Annotated in this window: 15 protein-coding genes; 7 read left to right on the top strand and 8 right to left on the bottom strand. The window is 74.0% G+C overall.

What is annotated here, in order from left to right; genetic code table 11:
• Positions 1–81 precede the first annotated feature (81 nt).
• A complete protein-coding gene (locus SLV14N_RS09165) occupies positions 82–873 on the top strand; it encodes an SDR family NAD(P)-dependent oxidoreductase (protein WP_263268983.1) in 792 nt (263 codons plus the stop codon).
• On the opposite strand, the gene SLV14N_RS09170 is transcribed toward SLV14N_RS09165, so the two are convergent.
• The 4 genes from SLV14N_RS09170 to SLV14N_RS09185 all read right to left on the bottom strand — a co-directional run bounded on the left by SLV14N_RS09170 (position 819) and on the right by SLV14N_RS09185 (position 7978).
• Positions 819–4325 carry a BTAD domain-containing putative transcriptional regulator gene (locus SLV14N_RS09170; protein WP_263268985.1) on the bottom strand — a complete coding sequence of 1169 codons (3507 nt, stop codon included), beginning with the start codon at positions 4323–4325 and terminating at the stop codon, positions 819–821. The two genes, SLV14N_RS09165 and SLV14N_RS09170, sit on opposite strands and share 55 nt — an antisense overlap.
• A gap of 110 nt (positions 4326–4435) precedes the next feature.
• A complete protein-coding gene (locus SLV14N_RS09175; protein WP_263268987.1) occupies positions 4436–5686 on the bottom strand; it encodes an SAV2148 family HEPN domain-containing protein in 1251 nt (416 codons plus the stop codon).
• Between the two features lie 100 nt (positions 5687–5786).
• Positions 5787–7115 carry a copper amine oxidase gene (locus SLV14N_RS09180; RefSeq protein WP_208680505.1) on the bottom strand — a complete coding sequence of 443 codons (1329 nt, stop codon included), beginning with the start codon at positions 7113–7115 and terminating at the stop codon, positions 5787–5789.
• 47 nt (positions 7116–7162) lie between these two features.
• The gene (locus SLV14N_RS09185; RefSeq protein ID WP_263268990.1) at positions 7163–7978 is read right to left on the bottom strand and encodes a Tat pathway signal sequence domain protein; all 816 of its coding nucleotides are present in this window, start codon (positions 7976–7978) and stop codon (positions 7163–7165) included.
• A 242-nt stretch (positions 7979–8220) separates the two neighbouring features.
• Between SLV14N_RS09185 and glgX the strand changes: the two genes are divergently transcribed.
• A complete protein-coding gene (glgX, locus tag SLV14N_RS09190) occupies positions 8221–10407 on the top strand; it encodes a glycogen debranching protein GlgX (protein WP_208680507.1) in 2187 nt (728 codons plus the stop codon).
• On the opposite strand, the gene SLV14N_RS09195 is transcribed toward glgX, so the two are convergent.
• A complete protein-coding gene (locus SLV14N_RS09195) occupies positions 10367–11680 on the bottom strand; it encodes an MFS transporter (protein ID WP_263268992.1) in 1314 nt (437 codons plus the stop codon). The two genes, glgX and SLV14N_RS09195, sit on opposite strands and share 41 nt — an antisense overlap.
• A gap of 151 nt (positions 11681–11831) precedes the next feature.
• Here SLV14N_RS09195 and treY point away from each other — a divergent pair, with 151 nt between their 5' ends.
• Positions 11832–14276 (top strand): malto-oligosyltrehalose synthase, encoded by a 2445-nt coding sequence (gene treY / locus SLV14N_RS09200; RefSeq protein WP_263268993.1) that lies wholly within the window; start codon positions 11832–11834, stop codon positions 14274–14276.
• A 7-nt stretch (positions 14277–14283) separates the two neighbouring features.
• On the opposite strand, the gene SLV14N_RS09205 is transcribed toward treY, so the two are convergent.
• Positions 14284–15186, bottom strand: coding sequence for a LysR family transcriptional regulator (locus SLV14N_RS09205; RefSeq protein ID WP_263268995.1), 903 nt, complete (start codon positions 15184–15186; stop codon positions 14284–14286).
• A gap of 134 nt (positions 15187–15320) precedes the next feature.
• Here SLV14N_RS09205 and SLV14N_RS09210 point away from each other — a divergent pair, with 134 nt between their 5' ends.
• The gene (locus tag SLV14N_RS09210; RefSeq protein WP_263268996.1) at positions 15321–16832 is read left to right on the top strand and encodes an FAD-dependent oxidoreductase; all 1512 of its coding nucleotides are present in this window, start codon (positions 15321–15323) and stop codon (positions 16830–16832) included.
• 175 nt (positions 16833–17007) lie between these two features.
• The gene (otr(A), locus tag SLV14N_RS09215; RefSeq protein ID WP_263268998.1) at positions 17008–18972 is read left to right on the top strand and encodes a tetracycline resistance ribosomal protection protein Otr(A); all 1965 of its coding nucleotides are present in this window, start codon (positions 17008–17010) and stop codon (positions 18970–18972) included.
• 78 nt (positions 18973–19050) lie between these two features.
• On the opposite strand, the gene SLV14N_RS09220 is transcribed toward otr(A), so the two are convergent.
• A complete protein-coding gene (locus SLV14N_RS09220) occupies positions 19051–19596 on the bottom strand; it encodes a DUF1707 and FHA domain-containing protein (protein ID WP_208680513.1) in 546 nt (181 codons plus the stop codon).
• A 193-nt stretch (positions 19597–19789) separates the two neighbouring features.
• On the opposite strand from SLV14N_RS09220, the gene treZ reads away from it, so the two are divergent.
• The gene (gene treZ / locus SLV14N_RS09225) at positions 19790–21568 is read left to right on the top strand and encodes a malto-oligosyltrehalose trehalohydrolase (RefSeq protein WP_263269001.1); all 1779 of its coding nucleotides are present in this window, start codon (positions 19790–19792) and stop codon (positions 21566–21568) included.
• Between the two features lie 19 nt (positions 21569–21587).
• Here the strand turns inward: treZ and SLV14N_RS09230 are convergent, their stop codons facing one another.
• Entirely contained in the window at positions 21588–22121 is a 534-nt protein-coding gene (locus tag SLV14N_RS09230) for a type 1 glutamine amidotransferase domain-containing protein (RefSeq protein WP_263273084.1), read from the bottom strand.
• A gap of 266 nt (positions 22122–22387) precedes the next feature.
• On the opposite strand from SLV14N_RS09230, the gene SLV14N_RS09235 reads away from it, so the two are divergent.
• Positions 22388–23998 (top strand): PucR family transcriptional regulator, encoded by a 1611-nt coding sequence (locus tag SLV14N_RS09235; RefSeq protein WP_263269003.1) that lies wholly within the window; start codon positions 22388–22390, stop codon positions 23996–23998.
• Positions 23999–24042 lie beyond the last annotated feature (44 nt).

Genomic DNA, 24042 nt, shown 5'->3' on the forward strand with positions numbered 1-24042 from the left:
CTCCCACGCACCACTGACAATCCACCGGCCACCTGTCGCGGCAGGGAGCCCACGGCCCGCCGCGCCCCTAGGCTGACGGCCATGGACCTACGGCTGGCAGGACACGGCGCGCTGGTGACGGGCAGCAGTGCGGGGATCGGGGCCACGATCGCCGAGACGCTGGCGGACGAGGGGTGCGATGTCCTCGTCCACGGGCGGAACGCGGGGGCCGCCGCGGCCGTCGCCGAGCAGGTCGCGGCCCGCGGTGTGCGGGCCGAAGTGGTGCTCGGTGATCTGACGGAACCGGGCGTCGCCGAGCAGGTCGCCCTCACCGCACGGGACTTCGGGGCCCACATCCTCGTCAACAACGCGGGCCCGTTCGCCGAGCACGACTGGGAGAGCTCCCGGCCGTCCGACTGGCGGACCGCCTTCGAAGGGAACGTCCTGCCGACGGTGCGGGTCAGCCAGACGCTGCTGCCGTCGCTGCGCGCCCACGGCTGGGGCCGGGTGATCACCATCGGCAGCCGGGCCGTACGGACCCCACTGCCCCACATGGCGACGTTCTCCGCCGCCAAGGCGGCCGTGGTGAACATGACCACCAGCCTGGCCCGGCACCTCGCCGGGACCGGGGTCACCGCGAACTGTGTCAGCCCGGGGGTGATCGTCACCCCCTCCATGTACCGGATGTTCGAGGAGCGGGCGGCGGAGGAGGACGGCCCCCAGGACGGACCGGACGAGGCGGACCTCGTCAAGGAGTATGCGCCGAACCCGAGCGGGCGGCTGGGGCGCCCGGCGGACATCGCGGCCGCTGTCGCCTATCTGGCGAGCCCGCTCGCGGACTACGTCAACGGGATCGAGCTCCGGGTGGACGGGGGAATCACGGGGACGCCGTAGTTCTCGTCCCGGCGCTTCCCGGCGCTTCCCGTCGCTTCCTTCACCAGGACCTCCGGTGCCACCCCCGCACCGCTCGCGTACGCCGCCTCGAACGCCGCGTCCCCCAGGCTGCGGCGTGCCGTGGCCGTGCTCCGTGCCACATCGCCGCGCTCCGCGGCCGGCTGGGGCGCCCCCGCCGCTGCGCGCGCCGCGGCCGCACACCCCAGCAGCCGGGCCGCGACGGCGCACCGGCCGGTCAGTGCCATCACGCCGGCCAGCCCTTCCAGGGCCAGCGCGACGGCGCGCGGGTCGGCGGTGGCGCGGGCCGCCACGAATCCGTTCAGGTGGTGACGGCGGGCGGTCTCCGCATCGCCCCGCAGTTCGGCGAGGAAGCCCAGCTCACCCAGGACGAATGCGGTACCGGGGTCGCCGTCCCGGCCGAGGCACCACTCCAGCCAGGGCAGCAGATGCGCCTCGGCGTCGTCGAGGCGGCCCTCCCGACGGGCGCCGAGGGCGAGACCGCACTCGGCGAACATCTCGCCCCGCAGGTGCGACTGTTCCGCGGCCAGCCGCATCCCCCGCTCGTGGAAGTCGCGGGCGGCCGCCAGGTCACCGTTCAGCAGCGCGATCCGGCCCAGTCCGGAGAGCTTGTAGGAGGCCTGGATCCAGAGGCCGAGCTCCTCGGCGATCCGCAGCCCGTCCCGGTGGAGCCGGGCCGCGCGGTCGTAGTCACCGGTGATCTCCGCAAGGGCGCCGAGCGCGTCGGCGGCCTGCAACTGGCCCCAGCGGTCGCCCAGTTCACGGAAGAGCGCGGCACTCTCCTCGGCATCGCGAAGCCGGGCCCCGAGGTCCCCGCCGGCGCTGCCCTGGGCACGGCTGCTCAGCGCGGCGGCGATGCCCCAGCGGTCGCCCAGGGTCCGGAAGGCGGCCAGCGAGTCCGCCACCCGCTCCCTCGCCACTGCCGGTTCGCCCAGGCCGACTTGGGCGAAGCCCAGGAACCACTGGGCCCAGGCCCGGGCGCCCGGGTCGTGATGGGCACCGTACTGCCGGAGCACGGCGGTGGCCCGCTCCACGGGGTCGGTGTCATCGCCCGCCAGTGAGGCCATCCCGACCTGCCAGGTGGCGGCCCGCAGCCGGCACCCCTCGGCGGCCGGGTCCCCGGCATCCGCCGCCGTCGCGCGGGCGGTCTCGTACGCCGCGAGCGCCGCCGTCAGGGAGCGGCCGGCCTCCGCGAGCCGGCCGCGCAGGAACCAGTACCAGGCCAGCGCGTCGACCAGGCGCAGCGCGCGGTCCGCGGCGCCTTCCCGGATCGCCCCGTCCAGGGCGTCCCGCAGGTTCGCCGTCTCCTGGTCGAGCCGCTCCAGCCACGCGCGTTGGTCCGGCCCGTACAGCAACGGGGCGGCGCGCTCGGCCAGTTCGGTGTAGTGGCGGTGGTGGTTTTGGCGTACGGACGTCAGTTCACCGGCCTCCCGCAGCCGTTCGAGGCAGTATGCGGCGACCGTCTCCAGGAGCCGGTAACGGGGGCCGTACGGTGTCCGGGCCACCGTCACCAGGGAGCGGTCCACGAGACGGGCCAGCAGATCGAGCACCTCGTCCCGTCGGACGCCGTCGCCCGCGCAGACCGTTTCGGCGGCCTCCAGGGTGCAGCCGTCCGCGTGGACGGCGAGCCGGCGCAGCACGGTGCGTTCGGCGGCGGGCAGCAGCTCCCAGCTCCAGTCGATCATTGCGCGCAGGGTCTGCTGGCGGGGCGGGACCCCGCGCCGGCCGGACGCCAGCAGCCGGAACCGGTCATCCAGCCGGGCGCTCAGCTCCCGTACGCCCAGGGCCCGTACGCGGGTGGCGGCCAGCTCCAGGGCGAGCGGGATGCCGTCCAGGCGGCGGCAGATCTCCGCCACGGCGGCCGTGGCGTCGGAGTCGAGGACGAAGTCCGGGTCGGCGGCGCTCGCGCGGGCCGTGAACAGTGCGACGGCACCGGCGGGTTCCAGCGGCGGTACGGGCCACAGCGTCTCGCCCGTCAGGCCCAGCGATTCCTGGCCGGTCACCAGCACCCGGAGGTCCGGGGCCGCGCCGAGCAGTTCGGCGGTGACCTCCGCGGCCGCCTCGACGAGGTGCTCACAGTTGTCCAGCACGAGCAGCAGGCGCTTGCCGCGTACCGCGCCGATCAGACGCTCGGCCACCGGTCCGGCCGAGGTACCCTCCCGGATGCCCAGCACGGCCAGCACCGCCTCGGCCACCTCGGCAGCGGTGCACTTGCTCCCGGCGCACTCGGGGGCGTCCGGGCGGCTCAGTGCGGCCAGTTCGACCAGCCAGACACCGTCCGGGAAGGAGTCGGCCAGCCGGCCGGCGGTCTCCAGGGCGAGGCGGGTCTTGCCCACGCCGCCGGGTCCGGTGAGCGTCACCAGGCGGGTGGCCGCGAGGAGCGCCTCGATCCGGCGTACGGCGTCCTGGCGGCCGAGGAGTGCGGTGAGGGGTGCGGGGAGGTTGGTGCGGGGGCGGGGGCCGGCCGGCGGCGGTGCGGGGGCCAGGGCCGCCGTCGGCAGCCGGTCCTCGGGGCGGGTGGCGCCGCCGCCGTGCCGGGTGCCACCGTCATGCCGGGTGCCGTGGTCGTGGTCGTGCCGGGTGCCGCCGTCATAACCAGCGCCCCCGTCATGACCGGCGCCCCCGTCGTACCGGACACCACCGTCGTACCGGGCGTCCTCGTCATACCGGGCGCCCTCGTCGTGCGGCCGCCACGGCTCCTGGCGCAGGATCGCCCGGTGTACCGCGGTGAGTTCGGGGCCCGGGTCCACCCCCAGTTCGTCGGCCAGCCGCGCGCGGATCTCGTCATAGGCGGCGAGTGCGTCGCTCTGCCGGCCGGCCCGGTACAGGGCGGTCAGCTGCAGGGCACGCAGCCGTTCCCGGAGCGGGTGCCGGGCCGCCAGACCGGCCAGCTCGGCGGTCAGCGGGGCGTGCTCGCCCAGCTCCAGGCGAGCCGCGGCCCGCTCCTCCAGTGCCGTCAGCCGCTGCTCCTCCAGGCTCTCGGCCACCGGGCGCACCAGGTCGCTGTCCGCGAAGCCGGCGAATGCGGGACCGTGCCACAGCTCCAGGGCCTCGCCGAGCAGTCCGGCCCGCTGCCGCGGGGTGGTGGCGGCGCGGGCGCGGGCGGTCAGCGCCGAGAAGCGGCCGGCGTCCAGGGCGTCGGCGGCGATGTCCAGCCGGTAGCCCGGCGGGGTCGCCGTCACCAGTTTGCGGGCGCCGGGCTCCGCGGTGTCCAGGGCGCGGCGCAGCTGCGAGACCTTGCTCTGGAGGGAGGCCGTGGGACGGGCGGGCTGCTGCGGGCCCCAGAGGTGTGCGACGAGCCGGGCGGTGGACACCGGGCGGCCGTGGTGCGCCAGCAGCGCGGCGAGCAGGGCGCGTACCTTCGTCTCCGGGACGGGGGCGGGGCGGCCGTCGGCGGACCGCACGTCCAGGGGGGCGAGTACACGGAAGTGCATTGCCCCACGGTAATCGGGGGCCCGGTCCGCGGTACCGGGTGGCCCGTCGTGCGGCGGCCGCCGCCCCCGCGGGTGACGGGGGCGGCGTCCGGATCAGGAAACCGGCCGCTTCAGGAGACCGGCCGCGAGTCCGCCCACATACTCTCGAATTCCTCGCGGTAGGTCTCGAAGAGACCGTGGTCGCCGTCGCGGGTGTGCGGGGCGTCCTGGCGGACGACCTCCCGGCCGCCCCCGCGGAGGACCAGGACCGGGGACTCCATCCCGCGGCTCTTGCGCAGGTAGGGCTGGACGACGGCCACACCGTCGGGACCGTCGCCGTCGACGAGGTAGGCGGTGAAGCGCGGCGTCTCGTCGAAGACCTGGATCTCGAAGGCGCCGGGGTCCCGCAGCCGGGCCCGCACCCGCCGCATATGGAGGATGTTCATCTCGATGGAGCGGCTCATCTCACCCTTCTTCAGGCCGATTTCGCGCTCCCGGCGGCGGACGGCGCTGCTGGCCGGGTTGAGGAAGAGCAGCCGGACGCGGCAGCCGGATTCGGCGAGCCGGACCAGGCGGCGGCCCGAGTAGTTCTGGACCAGCAGGTTGAGGCCTATGCCCACGGCGTCGAGGCGGCGGGCGTCGCCGAAGAGGTCCTCGGCGGGGAGCTGGCGCTGCAGGCGCACCCGGTCGGAGTGCACCCCGATGACATCGGCGTAGCGGTCGCCGACCAGGTCCTCCACCGCGTCGATGGGCAGCCGTCCGGAGATACGGGTGCCGACGCCGGAGCCGAGTATGTCCAGGAGGCGGGCGGAGGCGCGCTCGGCCTGGGCGAGGACCGTCTCGGACAGGGCGCGGTTGCGGGAGACGATGTTGCGGGCGACCTCGAGTTCGTCGAGGGCCAGCTCGACATCGCGGCGGTCGTCGAAGTACGGCTCGAAGCAGGGCCAGTGTTGGACCATCAGTTCGCGGAGTTGCGGAAGCGTCAGAAAGCTGACGATGTTGTCGTCGGCGGGGTCGAGGAGGTAGCCCTTGCGGCGGCTGACCTCGCGGACGGCGACCGCCCGCTGCACCCACTCCTGACCGGCGGGACCGGCCGCGGCGACGACCCATTCGTCGCCGTGCACCGGCTCATAGATGGGCCGCAGGACGGCGGCGACGACGGCCCGCAGCCGTTGCTCGACGAGATTCAGCCAGATGTAGGCGCGGCCGGCCCGGCGGGCGCGGGTACGCACCTCGCTCCAGGCGTCGGCGCCCCAGTCCAGCTCCGCACCGATCTCCAGCGGTCGTGCCAGGGACACCGCGCCGGGCGGTGCGTCGACGGAGCCGCCCTCATGACCCTCATGACTCTCGTCACCAGGGGGCAACTCCAGCCCGCCGCTCACCTGCCACCGCCTTCCGAACCCCCGTGCCAACGATCAAGGCAGACTACTGCGGTGCGGGAGGCGGTGCAGCAGGATGGGTGGAGTCGGTTATCAACTCCCCTTATCCATAGTGCCCGTTGTGGCCGGACAGCGAGGGGGGAGTGAGCGGATTCATAGCGGTGACATCGCGTGGGACCAGCTGGAAGCCCTGCCAGTGCACGGGCATCGGCTCCTGGTCCTCGTCCCTGGCGATGTGGTGGAACCCGATGTTGACCCACGCGATGGGGTGTTTCAGCGGCTGGCCGTTGACCCAGGTGTCGACGCTGTTGCCGGCCTTGTCGCCGCAGTTGGCCAGGTTGTTGCTGGCGAACTGCTCACATTTGTTGTACTCGGTGAAATAGACGTCATGTGTGGTGTAACGGCGCCCGGCGTATTTGCTGGTGGGGCCGGGGACGATCTCGTACGAGCGCGGGTGGCCGTCCTTGTTGCGGCCGGCGCCGACCACCCGCCACCAGCGCAGCGGACCGGCGTCCCCGGCCAGCTCCTTGGTGACCGGCGTGCGGGTGGTGCGGATGGTGGGGGTGCGGCCGCCGCCCGGGACGGTGGTGGCGGAGTCGAACTGCTCGACCTTGTTGGCGGCGGAGCCGCCCAGGCCGAAGTTCAGCCGCCAGAAGACATTGTGGCTGTGGCTGGTGGCGTAGTCCTTGGCGCCCTTGCCGAGCGGCGCGCCCCGGCCGTCACCGGCGTCGTAGTCGGCGGGTGAGACGGTGCCGGTGGCGCCGACCTGCAGGGTCATGGTGCCGTCGCCGGAGAACCGCCATTCGCTGATGTACTCGTACCAGCCGACCTTGTTGACGGTGTAGAGCAGCAGGTCCGTGCCCTGGAGCTGGTAGGTCTTGGCGCGCTCGCCGGGGTAGGGGCCCATGCGGTAGGCGTGGCCGCGGGCGCGGGTGGTGGCGCACAGACCGCGGATGTCGGGGTGGGCGGGGTCCCAGGCGCCGGGCACCTTGACGGTCTTGAGGGTGCCGCCGGGGCATTCGGCGGGGTCGAGCTTCTGCAGGCCCTGGGCGAAGCCCTGCCCGGTGAGGTCGTCGTACTCGTTCCGGCCGTCGTCGTAGGGGACGTGGATCTGGGCGAGTTTGGCGGTGGTGAGCACCTTGACGGGGGTGCGTTCGCCCTTGGGCTGGTAGGAGATGTCGTCGAGGACGAGACCGGCGTTGCCCTCGTAGTGCCAGCACATGCGCCAGACGGTGCCGCCGTCGAGCGTCTGGGTGATGCGGTGGGCGGCACCGCAGTTCGGGGTGGGCACGGGTGCGGCGGGGGCCTCGGGAGCGGCCTGGGCGGCCGGGCCGGTCGTCAGGGCGGCCACGGCGAGCAGCAGGGGGACGGCGGTCAGGAGCGCGGTGCGACGGTGCGGGCGGCGGGTGCCGGTGGTGCGTCTTCCGGGCATGGCAGCGGCTCCGGTGGGGTGGAGTGGCGGTCGGTGGGGGGCGCCGGTCAGCCCAGGCGGGCGACGGTGCGGGCGCTGAGGTCGATGACGAAGCGGCGGGTGTCGATCCACCGGCCGTTCCTGACCTTGGTGAAGAGGCGGATGCAGCGGTGTTCCCCGCAGTCGCCCAGGGCGCCCGGCGCGTCGCCTTCCGCGCGGCCGCGGTAGACGAAGCCGGTGACGGAGAGCGGGTCCGGACCGGTGAGGTCGTGTCCGGTGGCGTCGCGGTAGTCCTGGCGCAGCCCTGAGCCCAGCGGGGCGGCGATCAGCAGCCGGGCCGCCTCGACGGCCTCGGCGCGGCTGGGCGGCGGCTGCACGCCGTGCCGGGCGTCCGCCGACTCCACCGCCGAGGTGGTGAGGTTGACGGTCTTGGTCAGGTAGCTGTCGTTCCGGTAGTCGTAGAAGGTGACCGTCGCCCGGCGCGGCGGGTCGGCGAGCCCGGTCTCCTCGGGGGTGAGTCCGGCCAGATCGGCGGTGAGGGGCTCGGGGCCCGGCTTCCCGGTGACGTTCCGGGCGGCGCCGCGCAGGGTGCGCGGCAGCGCCAGGTCCCGGGCGCGCCGGAGTTCGCCGTCGGTGAGCGGGTCCCGTCCCCGGCCGCGCTCCCCCTCCACGGGGCTTCTCTCGACGACGCCGGGTGGCGGCGGCCCCTGGTCACGCCCCGGGCCGGGTGCGGCGGCCGCGGCGGGCCGGCTCCGGGAGTCCGTTCCGGCGGCGGCGCCGGCGTCGGACGGCAAGGTGATCGCGACCATGGCGGCGGTGCCGGTCAGGGCGACGGCGGCGCCCGCGACGGCCTTGCCGAGGTGGCGGTGCATCAGACGGTGCACGGTTCCCCCCTGCTGTCACATCGTCGTGACATGCATGTCGGTTCCCCCGGTAGTCCTCCGGTAGGACGACCAGTAGGACGATCCGACATCGCGGCAGGTTGCCACCATTCAGCGGAGATCTCGCGAAAAACCCTTTGTATGCGACAAGTTGCGCCATCCAGGGGGAAGTATTGCGAACCGTTCCGCGGACGTGTGTCGTGGAGTCGCCGCAGCGCCCGACGAGAAAGTGGAAGAGTCTACCCATGCAGGTCTGGCCGGGACAGATGTATCCGCTGGGTGCCACCTATGACGGGGCGGGCACCAACTTCGCGGTGTTCTCCGAAGCCGCGAAGCGCATCGAACTGTGTCTGCTGCACGACGACGGTTCGGAGACCGCCGTCGAGCTGCGGGAGAGCGACGCCTTTGTACGGCACGCGTATCTTCCGGGGGTGATGCCGGGGCAGCGTTACGGCTTCCGGGCGCACGGTCCGTACGAGCCGGAGCGGGGGCAGCGCTGCAATTCGGCGAAGCTGCTGCTCGACCCGTACGCCCGCGCCATGAGCGGCCGGATCGACTGGGACGAGGCCGTCTACGGCTACCACTTCGGGCGCCCCGAGGTGCGCAACGACCTGGACTCGGCGCCGCACACCATGGCGTCGGTGGTGGTCAACCCGTACTTCGACTGGGGCGACGACCGCCCGCCACGCACCGCGTACCACGAGACGGTGCTCTACGAGGCCCATGTGAAGGGCCTGACGATGCGCCATCCAGAGCTCCCCGAGGAGCTGCGCGGCACCTATGCCGCGCTGGCGCATCCGGCGATCATCGACCATCTGACGAAGCTCGGGGTGACCGCGCTGGAGCTGATGCCGGTGCATCAGTTCGTCCAGGATCACCGGCTGGTGGACGCGGGGCTGACGAACTACTGGGGCTACAACACCATCGGGTTCTTCGCCCCGCACAACGCCTATGCGTCCTGGGGTGACCGCGGGCAGCAGGTGCTGGAGTTCAAGACGGCGGTGCGGGCGCTGCATCAGGCCGGTATCGAGGTGATCCTCGATGTGGTCTACAACCACACCGCCGAGGGCAGCCATCTGGGCCCGACGCTGTCGTTCCGGGGGCTGGACAACGCCTCCTACTACCGGCTGTCGGACGACAAGCAGTACTACATGGACACCACGGGCACCGGGAATTCGCTGCTGATGCGCAGCCCGCATGTGCTCCAGCTGGTGATGGACTCGCTGCGCTACTGGGTGCAGGAGATGCGGGTGGACGGCTTCCGCTTCGATCTGGCGGCGACGCTGGCCCGGCAGTTCCACGAGGTGGACCGGCTGTCGTCGTTCTTCGACCTGGTCCATCAGGACCCGGTCGTCAGCCAGGTGAAGCTGATCGCCGAGCCGTGGGACGTCGGTGAGGGCGGCTACCAGGTGGGGAACTTCCCCCCGCTGTGGACCGAATGGAACGGGAAGTACCGGGACACCGTGCGGGACCTGTGGCGGGGCGAACCGCGCACCCTGGCGGAGTTCGGGTCCCGGCTGACGGGTTCCTCGGACCTCTACCAGGAGGACGGACGGCGGCCGCTGGCCTCGGTGAACTTCGTGACCTGCCATGACGGCTTCACGCTGCACGATCTGGTCGCGTACAACGACAAGCACAACGAGGCCAACGGCGAGGACAACCGGGACGGGGAGCGCTTCAACCGGTCCTGGAACTGCGGTGCCGAGGGGCCGACCGACGATCCCTGGGTCCGGCGGCTGCGGGCGCGGCAGATGCGCAACTTCCTGGCCACGCTGATGCTGTCGCAGGGCGTGCCGATGCTCAGCCACGGCGACGAGTTCGGGCGCAGCCAGGGCGGCAACAACAACGCGTACTGCCAGGACAACGAGCTGTCGTGGGTGCGCTGGCCGGAGCGGGGGCGCGCCGGGGAGCCCGACGACACGGACGCGGACGGGCCGGAGGGTACGGACGCGGCGGCGGACGAGGACGCGGAGCAGCGGGCGCTGCTGGCGTTCGTCCGGCAGATGGTGTGGCTGCGGCGCGACCATCCGGTGTTCCGGCGCCGGCGGTTCTTCCAGGGGCACCCGGTGGAGGGCGCCCGTGACGAGCTGTCCGACATCGCCTGGTTCACGGCGGGCGGGGAGGAGATGGGGCCGCGCGACTGGCAGTCGGTGCATGCCAAGTCGCTGACGGTGTTCCTCAACGGCAGCTCGATCTCCGAGCCGGGCTCCCGCGGCGAGCCGGTCACCGACGACTCGTTCCTGCTGATGTTCAACGCCCACGACCAGGAGAAGGAGTTCATGGTGCCGGAGCACCTGGGCCGGCAGTGGCAGGTCGTGGTGGACACCGACCGGCCGCAGGCGGTGGCGGATGGCGGCGGCGCCAAGGTCAAGGCCGGCGACCGGCTGACGCTCATCGGGCGGAGCCTGCTGGTGCTGCAGCGGCCGGCGTGAGCGCGGCGGCCGGCCGGTCCGTGCCCCGGGTGGTCAGGGCGAGGCCGAGGATCAGGACGGCGGCACCGACCGCCACCGCGAAGGCGGCGGTCGGGCCGTGGGCCTCGGCGAGCCGGCCGGAGACGGCCAGGGACAGGGCCTGGCCGCCCACGATCGCGCTGGTCAGAAAGGCCATCGATTCGGCCAGCCGACCGGCGGGCACCAGCCGTTCGGTGAGCCCGAACAGCGTGATCAGATGCGGGGCGAAGGCCACGCCGAGGACCACGACGGCCAGGTAGAGCGCCCCCAGGGACCGTACGAACAGCAGCGGCACGGACAGCACGATCAGCGCCACGGCCGCCGCCCGCCAGCGTGCCGGCAGCCCGATCCGGGCGGGCACCAGCGCCAGCGAGAGCCCGGCGACCGCGCTCATCACCCCCATCGCGGCATAGACCAGCCCGGCCTGGGTGGGCCGGTGGAGGTCTGCGGTGAGCGCGGTGATGCCGGCCTGGCAGGCGCCGAAGAGGGCGCCCTGCAGCGCCATCGAGGCGCGCATGGCATGCACCGCGCGGGGCATCCGGGCGCGGGCGGGCCGGGCGGCGGAGCGCCGGGCGCGGGGGCCGTCCGGGGCGGGAGCCGGGCCGGAAGAGAACGGCGCATGGCCGGACGGGGCGCCCGTGGGCCGCACCGCAGCGGCCGTGGGATGCAGGGCGAAGGCCGAGCCGCAGACCGCGAGCAGCAGCGCGGCCAGGGCGAGCGCCACGGCCGGGTGGGCCACCGTGGCGGACAGCCCCACCAGCGCCGGACCGAGCACGAACGACACCTCGTCCAGAGTGCCTTCGAAGGACAGCGCGGTGTGGACCAGACGGTTGTCGGCCCGTGCGCGACGGGCCAGCGCAACGAGCCGGGTGCGGGCCAGCGGACCGATCTGCGGCACCCCGGCACCGGCGAGCAGCGCGATCAGGGCGAGCGGCAGCGCCCCGGTCCGGGCGAGGGCGGCGAGCACCAGCGCGGTCACGGCGAGGGCGTCGAACCAGCAGGCGGCCAGCACCACCGGCCGCTGTCCGTGCCGGTCGGCGAGCCGGCCGAGCAGCGGGCCGCCCGCCGTCTGTCCCGCCGCCAGCGCACCGCCCACCAGACCCGCGGTGGCCAGCGAGCCGCTCGTCTGCGCCACCAGCAGCAGACTGCCGAACTGGCACATGGCGGTGGGGAGCCTGCCGAGGAACGACAGGACGGGCAGCATCGGCCCGCCCAGCGCGAGCACCCGGCGGAAGGCGGCGGTGGCAGCGGTCATCGCCAGACGCTATCCGGCGGGCCGCCGCGCGCCCCACGCACCGGACCTACGAACGTCCCCGCCCCCGGAGCCCCCTCCGTCGGAGGAAACAACGACACCCGTGCGGGAGGCGGATGACACAACGGGCCGCCAGCGGGGTACGGGTGTTCCCATGACGCAGCCCTTGAGTCCGTCGCCGACCGCCACCTACCGGCTGCAGCTCCAGCCGGACTTCCCCTTCGCCGCCGCCGGGCGGGCCGTCCCGCATCTGGCCGCGCTCGGCATCTCCCATCTGCACCTCTCGCCGGTGCTGGAGGCGGTGCCGGGCTCCACCCACGGCTATGACGTCGTCGACCACACGGCGGTACGGGCCGAGCTCGGCGGTGAGACGGGGCTGCGGGCGCTGGCGGCGACGGCCCGCTCGCACGGCCTCGGGCTGATCGTCGACCTGGTGCCGAACCACATGGCGGTGCCGGAGCCGATGTCGCTGAACGGGCCGCTGTGGCAGGTGCTGCGCGACGGCCCAAAGTCCCCGTACGCGCGGTGGTTCGACATCGACTGGGACGCCGGGCACGGCGGACGGCTGCTGCTGCCGGTGCTCGGCGGCCGGATCGGCGAGGAGCTGCGGCACTTCCGCGTCGAGGGCGAGGTGCTCCGCTATCACGGGCATGCCTTCCCGCTGCGCCCCGGGACGGAGAAGCTGCCGCCGGATCGTCTCCTGGACGCCCAGTGGTACCGCCTCGGCTGGTGGCGGCTGGCCCGCAGCGAGCTGAACTACCGCCGCTTCTTCACCATTTCGGAGCTGATCGGGGTGCGCGTCGAGGACCCCGAGGTGTTCGAGGCGACCCATGGCACGGTGCTGCGGCTGATCCGCGAGGGCGTCATCGACGGGCTGCGCATCGACCACCCGGACGGCCTGGTGGACCCCGGCGGCTATCTGGCCCGGCTGCACGAGCGGACCGGCGGCCGCTGGACGGTCGTGGAGAAGATCCTCTCCGACGGCGAGCGGCTTCCGGACAGCTGGGCCTGTGCGGGCACGACCGGCTATGACGCCCTGCGGCACATCGACGGACTGTTCGTCTGCCCGCAGGGCGCCGGACGGCTCTTCTCGCACTACCGGGACTTCGTCACCCCGCTGGCCGACGAGGGCGGCGACTGGGAGGAGACGGTGCGCCGGGCCGCGTACGAGGTCGTCACGCACGAGCTGGCCGCGGAGATCGAGCGGCTGGTGCGGACCGCGGCGCGGATCAGCGCACGCGCCCCCGAGCCGGGCGACCATGCGACCTGGGCGCTGCGCCACGCGCTCCGTGAACTGCTGGTGCGGCTGCCGGTCTACCGTCCCTATGCGGCGGATCCGACGCGGGCCACACAGGACGCGGCCATGCTAGACGCGGCGGCGGCGCAGGCGCGTACCGCCTTCCGGGTGCCCGAGGAGGCGCGGGCGGTGGATCTGGTCCGCGATCTGGCGCTCGGCCGGCTGACCGACGCCCCGGACCAGGGCAGTACGGACTGCGCCGACTTCACCGCGCGGTTCGCCCAGACCGCGTCCGCCCTGCACGCCAAATCCGTGGAGGACACCGCCTTCTACCGCTACCCGGTGCTGCTGTCGGCCTGCGAGGTCGGCGGCGATCCGGGGGAGCCGGCGCTCGCCCCGGAGGTGTTCCATACGTACTGCGCCCGGCTGCAGCGGGACCGGCCGCTGGCCGGCACGGTGCTCTCCACCCACGACACCAAGCGCAGCGCCGATGTACGGGCGCGGATCGCGGTGCTGTCGGAGTGCCCGGACCGGTGGCGGGATGTGCTCGGGGCGATGGCCGACGAGGCGGTGTGCGGGGTGGACGGCCTCGGCCCGGCGGACCCGATGGTGTCGTGGCTGGCCTGGCAGACCGCGTTCGGCCTGGGTGCGGCCGGTGACGGGGACGCGGCGGAGCGGGTGGTGCCCGCGGTCCTCAAAGCCGCGCGGGAGGCCGGGCTGCGCACCTCGTGGACGGAGCGGAACGCGGGCTACGAGGAGGCGGTCGAGGAGTTCGTCCGCAACGGTCCCTGTGGTCCGACGGCCGCCCCGCTCGCCGCGCTGGACGGGGAACTCGCCCCCTTCCTCCGCGCGAATGTGCTGGGCGCGACGCTGCTACAGCTCACCATGCCGGGCGTCCCCGACCTCTATCAGGGCACCGAACTCGGCTATGCCGCACTGGTCGACCCGGACAACCGGCGGCCGGCCCGCTTCCGCCCCGAACTGCTCACCGCGCTGGACGGCGGGAGCCCGCCGCGCGATCTGTCCGGCGAGAAGCTGCGGCTGACCGCCGCGGCACTGCGGCTGCGGCGCGATCATCCGCAGTGGTTCGGCGCCGCGGCGTCGTACGAGCCGGTGTACGGGGAGGGCCCGGCGGCCGAGCACTGTGTGGCGTTCTGCCGCAGCGGGCGGGTGCTGACGGTGGTGACCCGGCTGTCGCTGCGGCTGGTGGAGACCGGCGGCTGGTGGGACACCCTGCTGCGGCTGCCGCCGGACGGCACCTGGCGCGAGCTCCTTTCCGGGCGCGAGCTGCCGGGCGGCGCGGTGGTGGGGCTGAGCGAGCTGCTGGCGGAGTCGCCGGTGGCGCTGTTCGTCCGCGAGTGACGCCACCTCAGGTCGGCGTGTCCCGGCCCGGCTCCGCGTTCCCGCTCCCGACCGTGCGCAGCAGCTCCGTGAACTCCTCGGCCGCGCCGGTCGGTTCGACACGGGAGAAGACGGTGATCTCGCGGTGCCAGGGCGGGTCGGTGGGCACGGCCGCACAGTCGAGGCCGCGCAGTTCATGGGCCGCGGTCAGCAGCACTCCGACGCCCGCCGAGGCCATCCGGACGGCCGTGGAGCTGTGCTGGGTGCGGACGGCGGTACGCGGGGTGAAGCCGGCCCGTTCGCACTCCCGGTCCAGCCAGCGCCGGCCCTCAACCACCGGCTCCAGGCTGCAGCGCACCCACGGGCGGTCCGCCAGCTCCGCGAGGCGGACCGACTCCCGGGCGGCGAGCGGGTCGCCGTGCGGGACGACCAGCACCATCCGCTCCTGTCCCACGACGGTGACCGGCCCCGGCCAGTCCTTGGGGCGCGGCCCGAGCGCCAGATCGGCGACCCCGCGGGCCATCTGCTCGTCCAGCTCGTCGGTGGTGGCGTACTCATGGAGCACCAGACGAACGCCCGGACGCGCGCGGGCCCAGCGTGCGCAGACCTCCGGGAGCACCCCGACCGCCTGGGCGTGCACCGTCGCGATATGCAGTTCGCCGCTCTCCGCGCCGCCCGCCGCGAGTGCGGCACGGCGGGCCTGCCGGGCGCTGCGGACGGCGAGTTGGGCGTGCGGGAAGTAGGCCCGGCCCATCGCGGTCAGCCGCACCCCGCGCGTCATCCGCTCCAGCAGCGGGCCGCCGACCGTCCGCTCCAGCGCCTTGATCTGGTGCGAGAGCGCGGACTGGGTGACGTGCAGCGCCTCGGCGGCGCGGGTGAAGGACTCCTGCTCGACCACCGCGACGAGGTACTCCATCTGCCGCAGACTCATGCCCGCCCCTCCCGGTGCACCCGTTCCCCTCAAGAAGCGCCACCACAGGCAGCACCCACGCATGAAGGTTCTTCATCACCCCCATGGAAACATTGCCTTGGACTCATCACCGCAGGTGGGCGGAGTCTGATCACATGAGTGAGACAGACGCGAACACGACGGACGTCCTTGTCATCGGCGGCGGTACCGGCGGCTACAGCACCGCCCTGCGCGCCGCGTCCCTGGGCTTGCGGGTGGTGCTGGCCGAACGCGATCTGATCGGCGGCACCTGTCTGCACCGCGGCTGTATCCCCAGCAAGGCCATGCTGCACGCGGCCGAGCTGGTGGACGGCATCGCGGAGGCCCGTGAACGATGGGGCGTCAAGGCCACCGTTGACTCCCTGGACTGGCCGGCCCTGGTGGCCACCCGCGACAGCATCGTCGAGCGCAACCGCCAGGGCGTGGCCGGGCACTTGCGGACGGCGGGGGTGCGGGTCGTCAAGGGCTCGGCGCGGCTGACCGGCCCCCGTACGGTTCGCATCGAGGGCGCCGGGGAGTTCACCGCACGCCGCGGCATCGTGCTGGCCACCGGCTCCCGGCCGCGGTTGCTGCCGGGCCTGGCCGCGGACGGCCGACGGGTGGTGACCAGCGACGACGCGCTGTTCGCGGCCGGACTTCCGGCGTCCGTCCTGGTCCTGGGCGGCGGTGCGATCGGCGTCGAGTACGCGTCCTTCCACCGCTCCATGGGGGCCGAGGTCACCCTCGTCGAGGCGGCCGGGCGGCTGCTTCCGCTGGAGGACGAGGACGTCGGCCGCCATCTGGCGCGCGGGCTGAAAAGGCGCGGTATCGCGGTCCGTACGGGCTCGACGCTGACCGGCACCGAGCTGCTGGCGGACGGGGTGCGGGCCACGGTGCGCACGCCGAAGGGCGAGGAGCTGGTGATCGGGGCCGAGCGGCTGCTGGTCGCGGTGGGGCGGGCCCCGGTGACGGACGGGCTGGACCTGGCGGCGGCCGGGCTGGCGGCGGACGATCGGGGGTTCGTCGCGCCGGCGGACTGGTCACGGCTGGAGACCTCCGTGCCGGGCATCCACGTGGTCGGCGATCTGCTGCCGCCGCCGTCCCCGGGGCTGGCCCACGCCTCGTTCGCGGAGGGCCTGTTGGTGGCCGAGACGCTGGCGGGCCTGCCGTCGCGGGCGGTGGACTACGCGGCGGTGCCGCGGGTGACGTACTCCTCGCCGCAGACCGCCTCGGTCGGCCTGACCGAGGCCGAGGCGCGCGCCCGCGGCCTGGACGTCAAGGTGAACACCATGCCGCTGGCCGCCACCGCCAAGGGCATGGTGCACGGTCAGGGCGGCATGGTGAAGGTGATCGCGGCGGCGGACGGGGCGGGCGGTGATTGGGGTGTCCCCTGCGCATGGGGGTCCCCCCGCTCGAACGAAGTTGAGAGTGGGGGAGAAGTGGAGAGCTTGGGGAACACCGGCGCGGTGCTCGGGGTCCATCTCGTCGGGCCGCAGGTCTCGGAGATGATCGCGGAGAGCCAGCTGATCGTGGGCTGGGACGCCGAACCTGCCGATGTCGCCCAGCACATCCACGCCCACCCGACGCTGTCGGAGGCGGTCGGCGAGGCCTTCCTGACGCTGGCGGGGCGGGGGCTGCACCAGCACTGAGCTGGCGGGGCCGGGCGGGGCGGGGCCACGGCCTAATTCGGTTGCGCTCCCGCAATACGGCCGGAAAGCATGGCCGCGTACGTGATTTCCCCCGTCAAGGAGCACGGAATGCGCCGATTCCTCGGAACTACTCATCGCCCCCACCGGACGACAGTTCTTGAGGAATCCACCTTCCATGCTTCCTTCGCGCACCCTGAACATCGGGATTCTCGCCCACGTCGACGCGGGTAAGACCAGCCTCACCGAGCGGCTGCTGTTCGACACCGGCGCCATCGGCCGGCTCGGCAGTGTCGACGGCGGTGACACCTTTACGGACACCGGCGAGCTGGAGCGGCAGCGCGGTATCACCATCCGCTCGGCCGTCGCCTCCTTCACCGTCGGCGGCACCCAGGTCAATCTCCTCGACACCCCCGGCCACTCCGACTTCATCGCCGAGGTCGAGCGCGCCCTGGGGGTGCTCGACGGCGCCGTGCTGCTGCTGTCCGCGGTGGAGGGTGTCCAGGCCAGGACCCGGGTGCTGATGAAGACACTGCGGCGGCTGCGGCTGCCCACCCTGCTCTTCATCAACAAGATCGACCAGGCCGGCGCCCGGGGCGAGGCGCTGCTCGCCGACATCCGCCGGCTGCTGACGCCGGCCGCCGTCCCGATGACGTCCGTGACCGGCCTCGGCACCGCACAGGCCATGTCCGTGCCGTACTCCCTGGAGGACCCGCGGGTCCGCGAGCGGATCGCGGAAGCCGTGGCCGAGGCCGACGAGTCGGTGCTGGCCGAGTTGACCGGCCCGGCCTCCGGCGGACCGGCCCCGGGCGACGGCGGGCCGCCGCTGACCGCGGACCGGCTCCGTGCGGCGCTGGCCGCCCGGACCGCCGACGGCTCGCTGCACCCGGTGTACTTCGGCTCCGCGCTCGGCGGCCAGGGCATCGGCGCGCTCCTCGACGGCATGGTCCGGCTGGTCCCGCCGGCCCCGGTCGGCGCGGGCACCGAGCCGCGGGGCACGGTCTTCGCCGTCCATCAGCCGCCGGACGGCGAGCGGACCGCGTACCTCCGGCTCTACGAGGGCGAGTTGCGGCCCCGGCAGCGGATCGAGCTGCACCGGCCCGCCGCGGACGGCACGAGCGCAACCCTGACCGGCCGGATCACCTCGCTCCAGGTCGTCGGCCGGCCGCCCGGCGACGACGGGCCGCTCACCCCGGGTCAGATCGCGGTGCTGCGCGGGCTGCCCGGCATCCGCACCGGTGACCGTCTCGGCCCGGCCGGTGACGCCCCCTCCGGCGCCGCGCTGTTCCCCTCCCCCACCCTCGAAACCCTGGTCCGGGCCCGCAACCCGGCACGGGCCGCCGCACTGCGCGCCGCGCTGCTGACGCTCGCCGACCAGGACCCGCTGCTACAGGTAGGTCCGGCGCCCGACGGCGCGACCTCGGTGCTGCTGCACGGCGAGGTGCAGAAGGAGATCATCGCCGCCACGCTGTACCAGGAGCACGGCATCGAGGCCGAGTTCGCGCCGAGCCGGGTGGTGTGCGTCGAGCGGCCGTCCGGGGTCGGCGAGGCCTGCGAGGAGATCGCCCGGCGCGGCCACACCGGACCCTGGGCCACGGTCGGGCTCCGGGTCGAGCCGGGCGCCCGCCACTCCGGCCCGGTCTTCACCTACGAAACCGAACTGGGCGCCCTGCCGCACGGCTTCCACCAGGCCATCGAGGAGACGGTGCTGGCGACCCTGCGGTGCGGACCGCGCGGTCTGGCGGTGACGGACTGCCGGGTGGTGCTGACCCGGTCCGGATTCATCGGACCGCTCAGCACCGCGGGGGACTTCCGCACGGTCACCCCCCGGGTGCTGCTGCGGGCCCTGGACCGGGCCGGCACCCGGGTGTACGAGCCGTACCACGCCTTCGAGGCGGACGTCCCGCTCGCCGCGCTGGCCCCGGTGACCGCCCGTCTCGCGGCGCTGGGCGCCGAGTTCGCCGAGACCACCGGTGGCCGGGACTCCTGGCGGGTCAGCGGCTTTCTCCCGGCGCGTCATGTGCCGGAGTTCCAGGGGCTGTTGCCCGGTCTGACGCACGGTGAAGGGGTGTGGACGTCGACCCCGTCGGGCGACCGGCCGGTGCGGGAGGCGGCGGCCCCGGGGCGGGGCGAGCCCCTGTGAGGCGGCGGCTGCCGTGCCGTCAGGCGGCAGCGGTCCGCGGCCGCCGCGCTCCGGTCCGGGCGGCGCGCGCGGCCCGGCTCACCGCTCCGTCAGGACGTAATCCACCTGTCCGAACCTGATGTGGTCGCCGGGGCCGACCGGCACTTCGCCCACCACCCGGCGGCCGTTGACACAGGTGCCGTTGGTGGAGCCGAGGTCGCGCAGCAGCCAGCCCTTGCCGGCGCTGCGGAGTTCGGCGTGGGCGCGGGAGACCGTCTCGTGGTTGAGGCGCAGGCCCACACCGGGCGCCCGCCCTATGAGCAGCGGGAGCGGGCCGGGCTCGGGCAGCAGCAGCTTCGGCAGCCGCTCCGTACGCCAGGCGCGGCGCACCCGGAGGTGGAAGGCCGATGCCCGGCCCACCACCCGCAGCAGTACGCCCTGGACCTTGCCCCGGCTCTCCAAGTCGGCGGTGGCGAGGTCGAGTTCGGACTGCTGTTGAGCGGTCAGGACGAGTTCCAGGCGCCGCAGGAAAGTGTCCTGGGACAGCCGTCCCTGCGCCGCACCGTCGCGCAGCAGATCGAGGGCGCGTTCCCGGTCGGCGTCCGACGGCCGCGCCGGACGCGCGGGGAACTCGAGCGAAGTCATGCCGAGATTCTCCGGCCACCGCGAGCCGCTGTCCAGGCGATGTGTGTGCGGGGGACGGTCCGACCGGGCGTGCGCACTCGCCGGAACGGCCCACCGGGATGGCGCGATGTCGGTCCGTAGCGCCACGTCGGGCTGTCGGGCGGCGCGGCGGCGTGCTTGGGTCGGGGCCGGGACCGAACGAAGGAGGACGGCCGTGCTGTTCGAGGTGTGGGCGCCGGAGGCCGGGCGGGTCGCTCTCCAGTGGGCGGGGGACCGGGCGGCCGAGCCCGCGGTCCCGATGGAGCGCGACCCCGGCCGGGCGGGCTGGTGGCGTACCGAGGTACCGGCCCACGAGGGGGACCGGTACGCCTTCCGGCTGGACGGCGGGCCGCCGCTGCCCGATCCGCGGGCCGCCCGGCTGCCGGAGGGCCCCGGCGGGCCCGGCGCGGTCGTCGCACACGACCGGTTCGCATGGCGGCATCCGTGGCCCGGCCGCCCGCTTCCCGGTGCGGTCCTCTACGAACTGCACATCGGCACCTACACCCCCGAGGGCACCTTCGACGCCGCCGCCGCGCGGCTGCGCCACCTCGCCGACCTGGGCATCACCCATATCTCGCTGATGCCGGTCTGCCCGTTCCCCGGCACCCATGGGTGGGGGTACGACGGGGTCGCCCCCTGGGCGGTGCACGAACCGTACGGCGGGCCGGACGGGCTCAAGCGCTTCGTGGACGCGGCGCACGGGCTCGGTCTGGGGGTCGTGCTCGATGTGGTGCACAACCACCTCGGCCCGTCCGGCAATCCTCTCCCGGCGTTCGGGCCGTACTTCACCGACACCCATCACACCCCGTGGGGCGCGGCGGTCAATCTCGACGCCCCCGGTTCCGACGAGGTGCGCGAATACTTCATCGGCAGTGCGCTTTCCTGGCTGCGCGACTACCGGCTCGACGGACTGCGGCTGGACGCCGTCCACGCGCTGCACGACGACCGCTCCCCGCACTTCCTGGCCGAACTCACCGCCGCCGTCGACGCGCTGGCCGGGCAGCTGCGGCGCCCGCTGTTCCTGGTCGCCGAGTCCGATCTCAACGATCCCCGCACCACCGCGCCCAGGACGGGCGGCGGACACGGTCTGCACGCCCAGTGGAACGACGACTTCCACCACGCCCTGCACACCGCGCTCACCGGCGAGTCCCAGGGCTATTACGGCGACTTCGCGCGGGCCCCGCTCGCCGCCCTCGCCAAGACGCTGACCGGCGGCTTCTTCCACGACGGTACGCACTCCGCGTTCCGTGGCCGCCGGCACGGCGCACCGCTTGACCTGCGGGTGACGCCCGCGTACCGGCTGCTGGCCTACGCCCAGACGCACGACCAGATCGGCAACCGTGCGCTCGGCGACCGGCTCGCCGCCGGGCTCTCCCCCGGCCTGCTCGCCTGCGCCGCCACACTGGTGCTGTGTGCGCCGTTCACCCCGATGCTGTTCATGGGCGAGGAGTGGGGCGCGACCACCCCGTGGCAGTACTTCACCGCGCACACGGATCCGGAGCTGGCGGAGGCGGTACGGGAGGGGCGGCGGCGCGAGTTCGCCGCGCACGAGTGGACCGGTGCCGCCGGTGACTGGCCCGACCCGCAGGACCCGGCGACCCGCGACCGCTGCGTCCTGGACTGGACCGAACCGGCCCGGGAGCCGCACACCGCGCTGCTGGCCTGGTACCGCACGCTGCTGGCGCTGCGCCATGAGCTGCCCCCGCTGACCGACCCGGATCCGCGGCACACCGCCGTCCGCTACGACGAGGAGGCCCGCTGGCTCCTGCTGCGGCGCGGCCCACTCCGGGTGGCGGTCAATCTCGCACACGACACCACGGCCGCCGTCCCGGCCGTCGACGACGGCGGCGGGGCCGGGCTGCAGGCCCTGGCGGGCTGGCCCGGCGCCCGTCTCCCCGGCCCGGACGGCGTGCTGCACCTACCGCCGGAATCGGCGGTGGTGCTCGGGCCTTAAGGCCTCAGCCAACGGTCCCTCAGTGCGAGAACTCCGAGACGAACGCCGCGCAGAAGGCCTCCAGATCGGCCGGCTTCCGGCTGGTGATCAGGGTGTTCGGCCCGGCGGTGCAGATCTTGACCTGCTCGTCGACCCAGGTGCCGCCCGCGTTGCGGATATCGGTCCGCAGGCTCGGCCAGGAGGTCAGCGTGCGGCCCCGCACCACGTCGGCCTCGACCAGCGTCCACGGTGCATGGCAGATCGCGGCCACCGGCTTTCCGGCGTCGAAGAAGGACTTGATGAACGCCACGGCCCGCCGGTCCAGCCGCAGCGCGTCCGGGTTGGCCACCCCGCCGGGCAGCACCAGACCGTCGAAGTCCGCCGCGGTCGCCTCGTCCACCGTCAGATCGACGGGGAAGGTGTCCGCCTTGTCCAGGTGGTGGAACGCCTGCACCTTGCCCGCCCTGGTGGAGACCAGCGTCGGGCCGCCGCCCGCATCGGTCACCGCCTGCCACGGCCGGGTCAGCTCGACCTCTTCGGTGCCCTCGGGAGCCACCAGAAACGCCGCCTGCATACCGAGCTCACGTCCCTTCGTCGGGTCGAGAAGCGGGGAGGGGCCCCCGCTCCCACACTTCTCGACCATAACGCCACCCGGCCCGCGCCCCTCCCCTGGACGGGGCGGCGCCTCCGGCCCCGGACGGCGTTCCCGCCCGCCGCCGTCGCCCACCGCCCGCTCCTTACGCCTCCGCTTCCGCCGGCCGCCCTGACCGGCCGGAAAACCCGCGGGCCGGGCGATCGCCCGAGTGTCCATCGCGGGGCCATCTGCTGGACACTGTGTCTATGCCCCTGCATCTCTCCGATCTGCTGGCACGGCCCGATCTCGGCCTGTCGGCCAGCTACGACGTGCCGCCGCGGCTGCTGGCCCGCACGATCGAAGCGGCCACGGTCTCGGATCTGCCGGCGCCGGGGAAGTGGCTGCAGGGCGGCGAACTCCTCATGACCATCGGCCTGTTGCTGCCGCAGGAGCCGGCCGCGTGCCGGGCGTACGTGCGGGACGTGGCCGAGGGCGGGGCGGCCTGTCTGGCGCTCGGCCTGGGGCAGGGACTGCCCTACCAGGAGGCACCGGAGCCGCTGGTGACCGCGGCCGAGGAGGCCGGTCTGCCGCTGCTGACGGTGCCGGACGAGGTGCCGTTCATCGCCGTCACCAAGGCGGTCTTCGACGCCCGCGCCAAGGAACAGCGCGCGCTGCTGCAGCGGGCGTTCGCGACCCAGCGGCGGCTGACGGCCGCGGCGACCGGCGACGGGCTGCGGCCGATGCTCGCGGAGTGGACCGCCGCCACCGGGGTCGGCGCGGCGGTGTTCGACCCGCTGGGGCGGCTGCTCTCGGCGGGTGAGCCGGCGCACCGGACACCGCTGGCGCAGGCCCAGGACCTGATCGAACGGGTCGCCGCACGCGGACTGCGCGGCAGCGCGTCCAGCACGGCCGCCGGACAGCAGCTGGAGGTGCAGCCGCTGGGGGCGCGCCGGCTGCGGGGTCTGCTGCTGCTCACCGGCCGGCCGGACGACGCCGCCCGTTCGGTCGTCCCCGGGCTGGTCTCGCTGCTCTCCCTGGAGCTGGAGCGCCGTCACCTCCGCGATGAGCCGGAGCGTCGCCGCAGGTCGGCGCTGCTTTCGGAGCTGCTGGCGGACGAGGATCCGGCCGCCGCGCGGGCCCGGGACATCCTGCGCTCGGTGGGGCTGACGGCCGAGCGGGTGCGGGGTGTCGTGGTGGCGGGGCCCGGTACGGGCGGTCGTACGGCCTCCGCCGCGCCGGATGCCGGGGCCGGGGCGGCGGACGGCGCCGCGCAGGAGATGGCCGCCGATCTGGCGCTGGCGATGCCCGGTGGCCTGGTCAGGGTCGTGGACGGAGCGCCGGGCGCGGTCATCGAGGCGGTGGTCGGCGAGGAGCTGGACATCCGCGATGTGCTCGCCCGCTTCGCCCCGCGCTGCCCGGCCGGCATCGGTCCGGCCACCGCCCCCGAAGCGGTACGGGTGTCCCTGCGCCAGGCGACCGGCCTGCTCGCCGTCAGCCGGTCGAGCGGCGAGCCCGCGGAGGCCCGGCAGAGCCAGGCCAGCCGGCTCCTGCTCGACCTGGGCGACCGCCGTACGCTGCACGGCTACGCCGACACCGTGCTCGGCCCGCTCGATCTCGCGGACAACGGCGAGGAGTTGATCGCCACCCTCACCGCCTGGCTGGAGACCGGCGGCGCCTGGGACGCCACCAGCCGGCGGCTCGGCGTCCACCGGCACACCGTGCGCAACCGCCTCGACAAGGCCATGGACCTCACCGGCCGCCGTCTCGACGACCCCGATGACCGCTTCGACCTGTGGCTGGCCACCCGCATCCGCCGCGGCGGCGCCTCCGCCACCGGGGCCGACGGACGGCCGGCCGCACCGCCGCCAGGCCGGTGACGCACCCCACCTCCGCCCGGTCCGCGCTTCACTCTCGCGCCCGC

Source organism: Streptomyces sp. Je 1-4 4N24, from assembly GCF_026239515.1.
In the GTDB taxonomy this organism is placed as follows: domain Bacteria; phylum Actinomycetota; class Actinomycetes; order Streptomycetales; family Streptomycetaceae; genus Streptomyces; species Streptomyces nigrescens.

Bases quoted from the DNA above. Each gene is read 5' to 3' on its own strand.
- SLV14N_RS09165 (WP_263268983.1), top strand. From the start codon at position 82: ATGGACCTACGGCTGGCAGGACACGGCGCGCTGGTGACGGGCAGCAGT.
- SLV14N_RS09170 (WP_263268985.1), bottom strand. From the start codon at position 4,325: ATGCACTTCCGTGTACTCGCCCCCCTGGACGTGCGGTCCGCCGACGGC.
- SLV14N_RS09180 (WP_208680505.1), bottom strand. From the start codon at position 7,115: ATGCCCGGAAGACGCACCACCGGCACCCGCCGCCCGCACCGTCGCACC.
- glgX (WP_208680507.1), top strand. From the start codon at position 8,221: ATGCAGGTCTGGCCGGGACAGATGTATCCGCTGGGTGCCACCTATGAC.
- SLV14N_RS09195 (WP_263268992.1), bottom strand. From the start codon at position 11,680: ATGACCGCTGCCACCGCCGCCTTCCGCCGGGTGCTCGCGCTGGGCGGG.
- treY (WP_263268993.1), top strand. From the start codon at position 11,832: ATGACGCAGCCCTTGAGTCCGTCGCCGACCGCCACCTACCGGCTGCAG.
- SLV14N_RS09205 (WP_263268995.1), bottom strand. From the start codon at position 15,186: ATGAGTCTGCGGCAGATGGAGTACCTCGTCGCGGTGGTCGAGCAGGAG.
- SLV14N_RS09210 (WP_263268996.1), top strand. From the start codon at position 15,321: ATGAGTGAGACAGACGCGAACACGACGGACGTCCTTGTCATCGGCGGC.
- SLV14N_RS09220 (WP_208680513.1), bottom strand. From the start codon at position 19,596: ATGACTTCGCTCGAGTTCCCCGCGCGTCCGGCGCGGCCGTCGGACGCC.
- SLV14N_RS09230 (WP_263273084.1), bottom strand. From the start codon at position 22,121: ATGCAGGCGGCGTTTCTGGTGGCTCCCGAGGGCACCGAAGAGGTCGAG.
- SLV14N_RS09235 (WP_263269003.1), top strand. From the start codon at position 22,388: ATGCCCCTGCATCTCTCCGATCTGCTGGCACGGCCCGATCTCGGCCTG.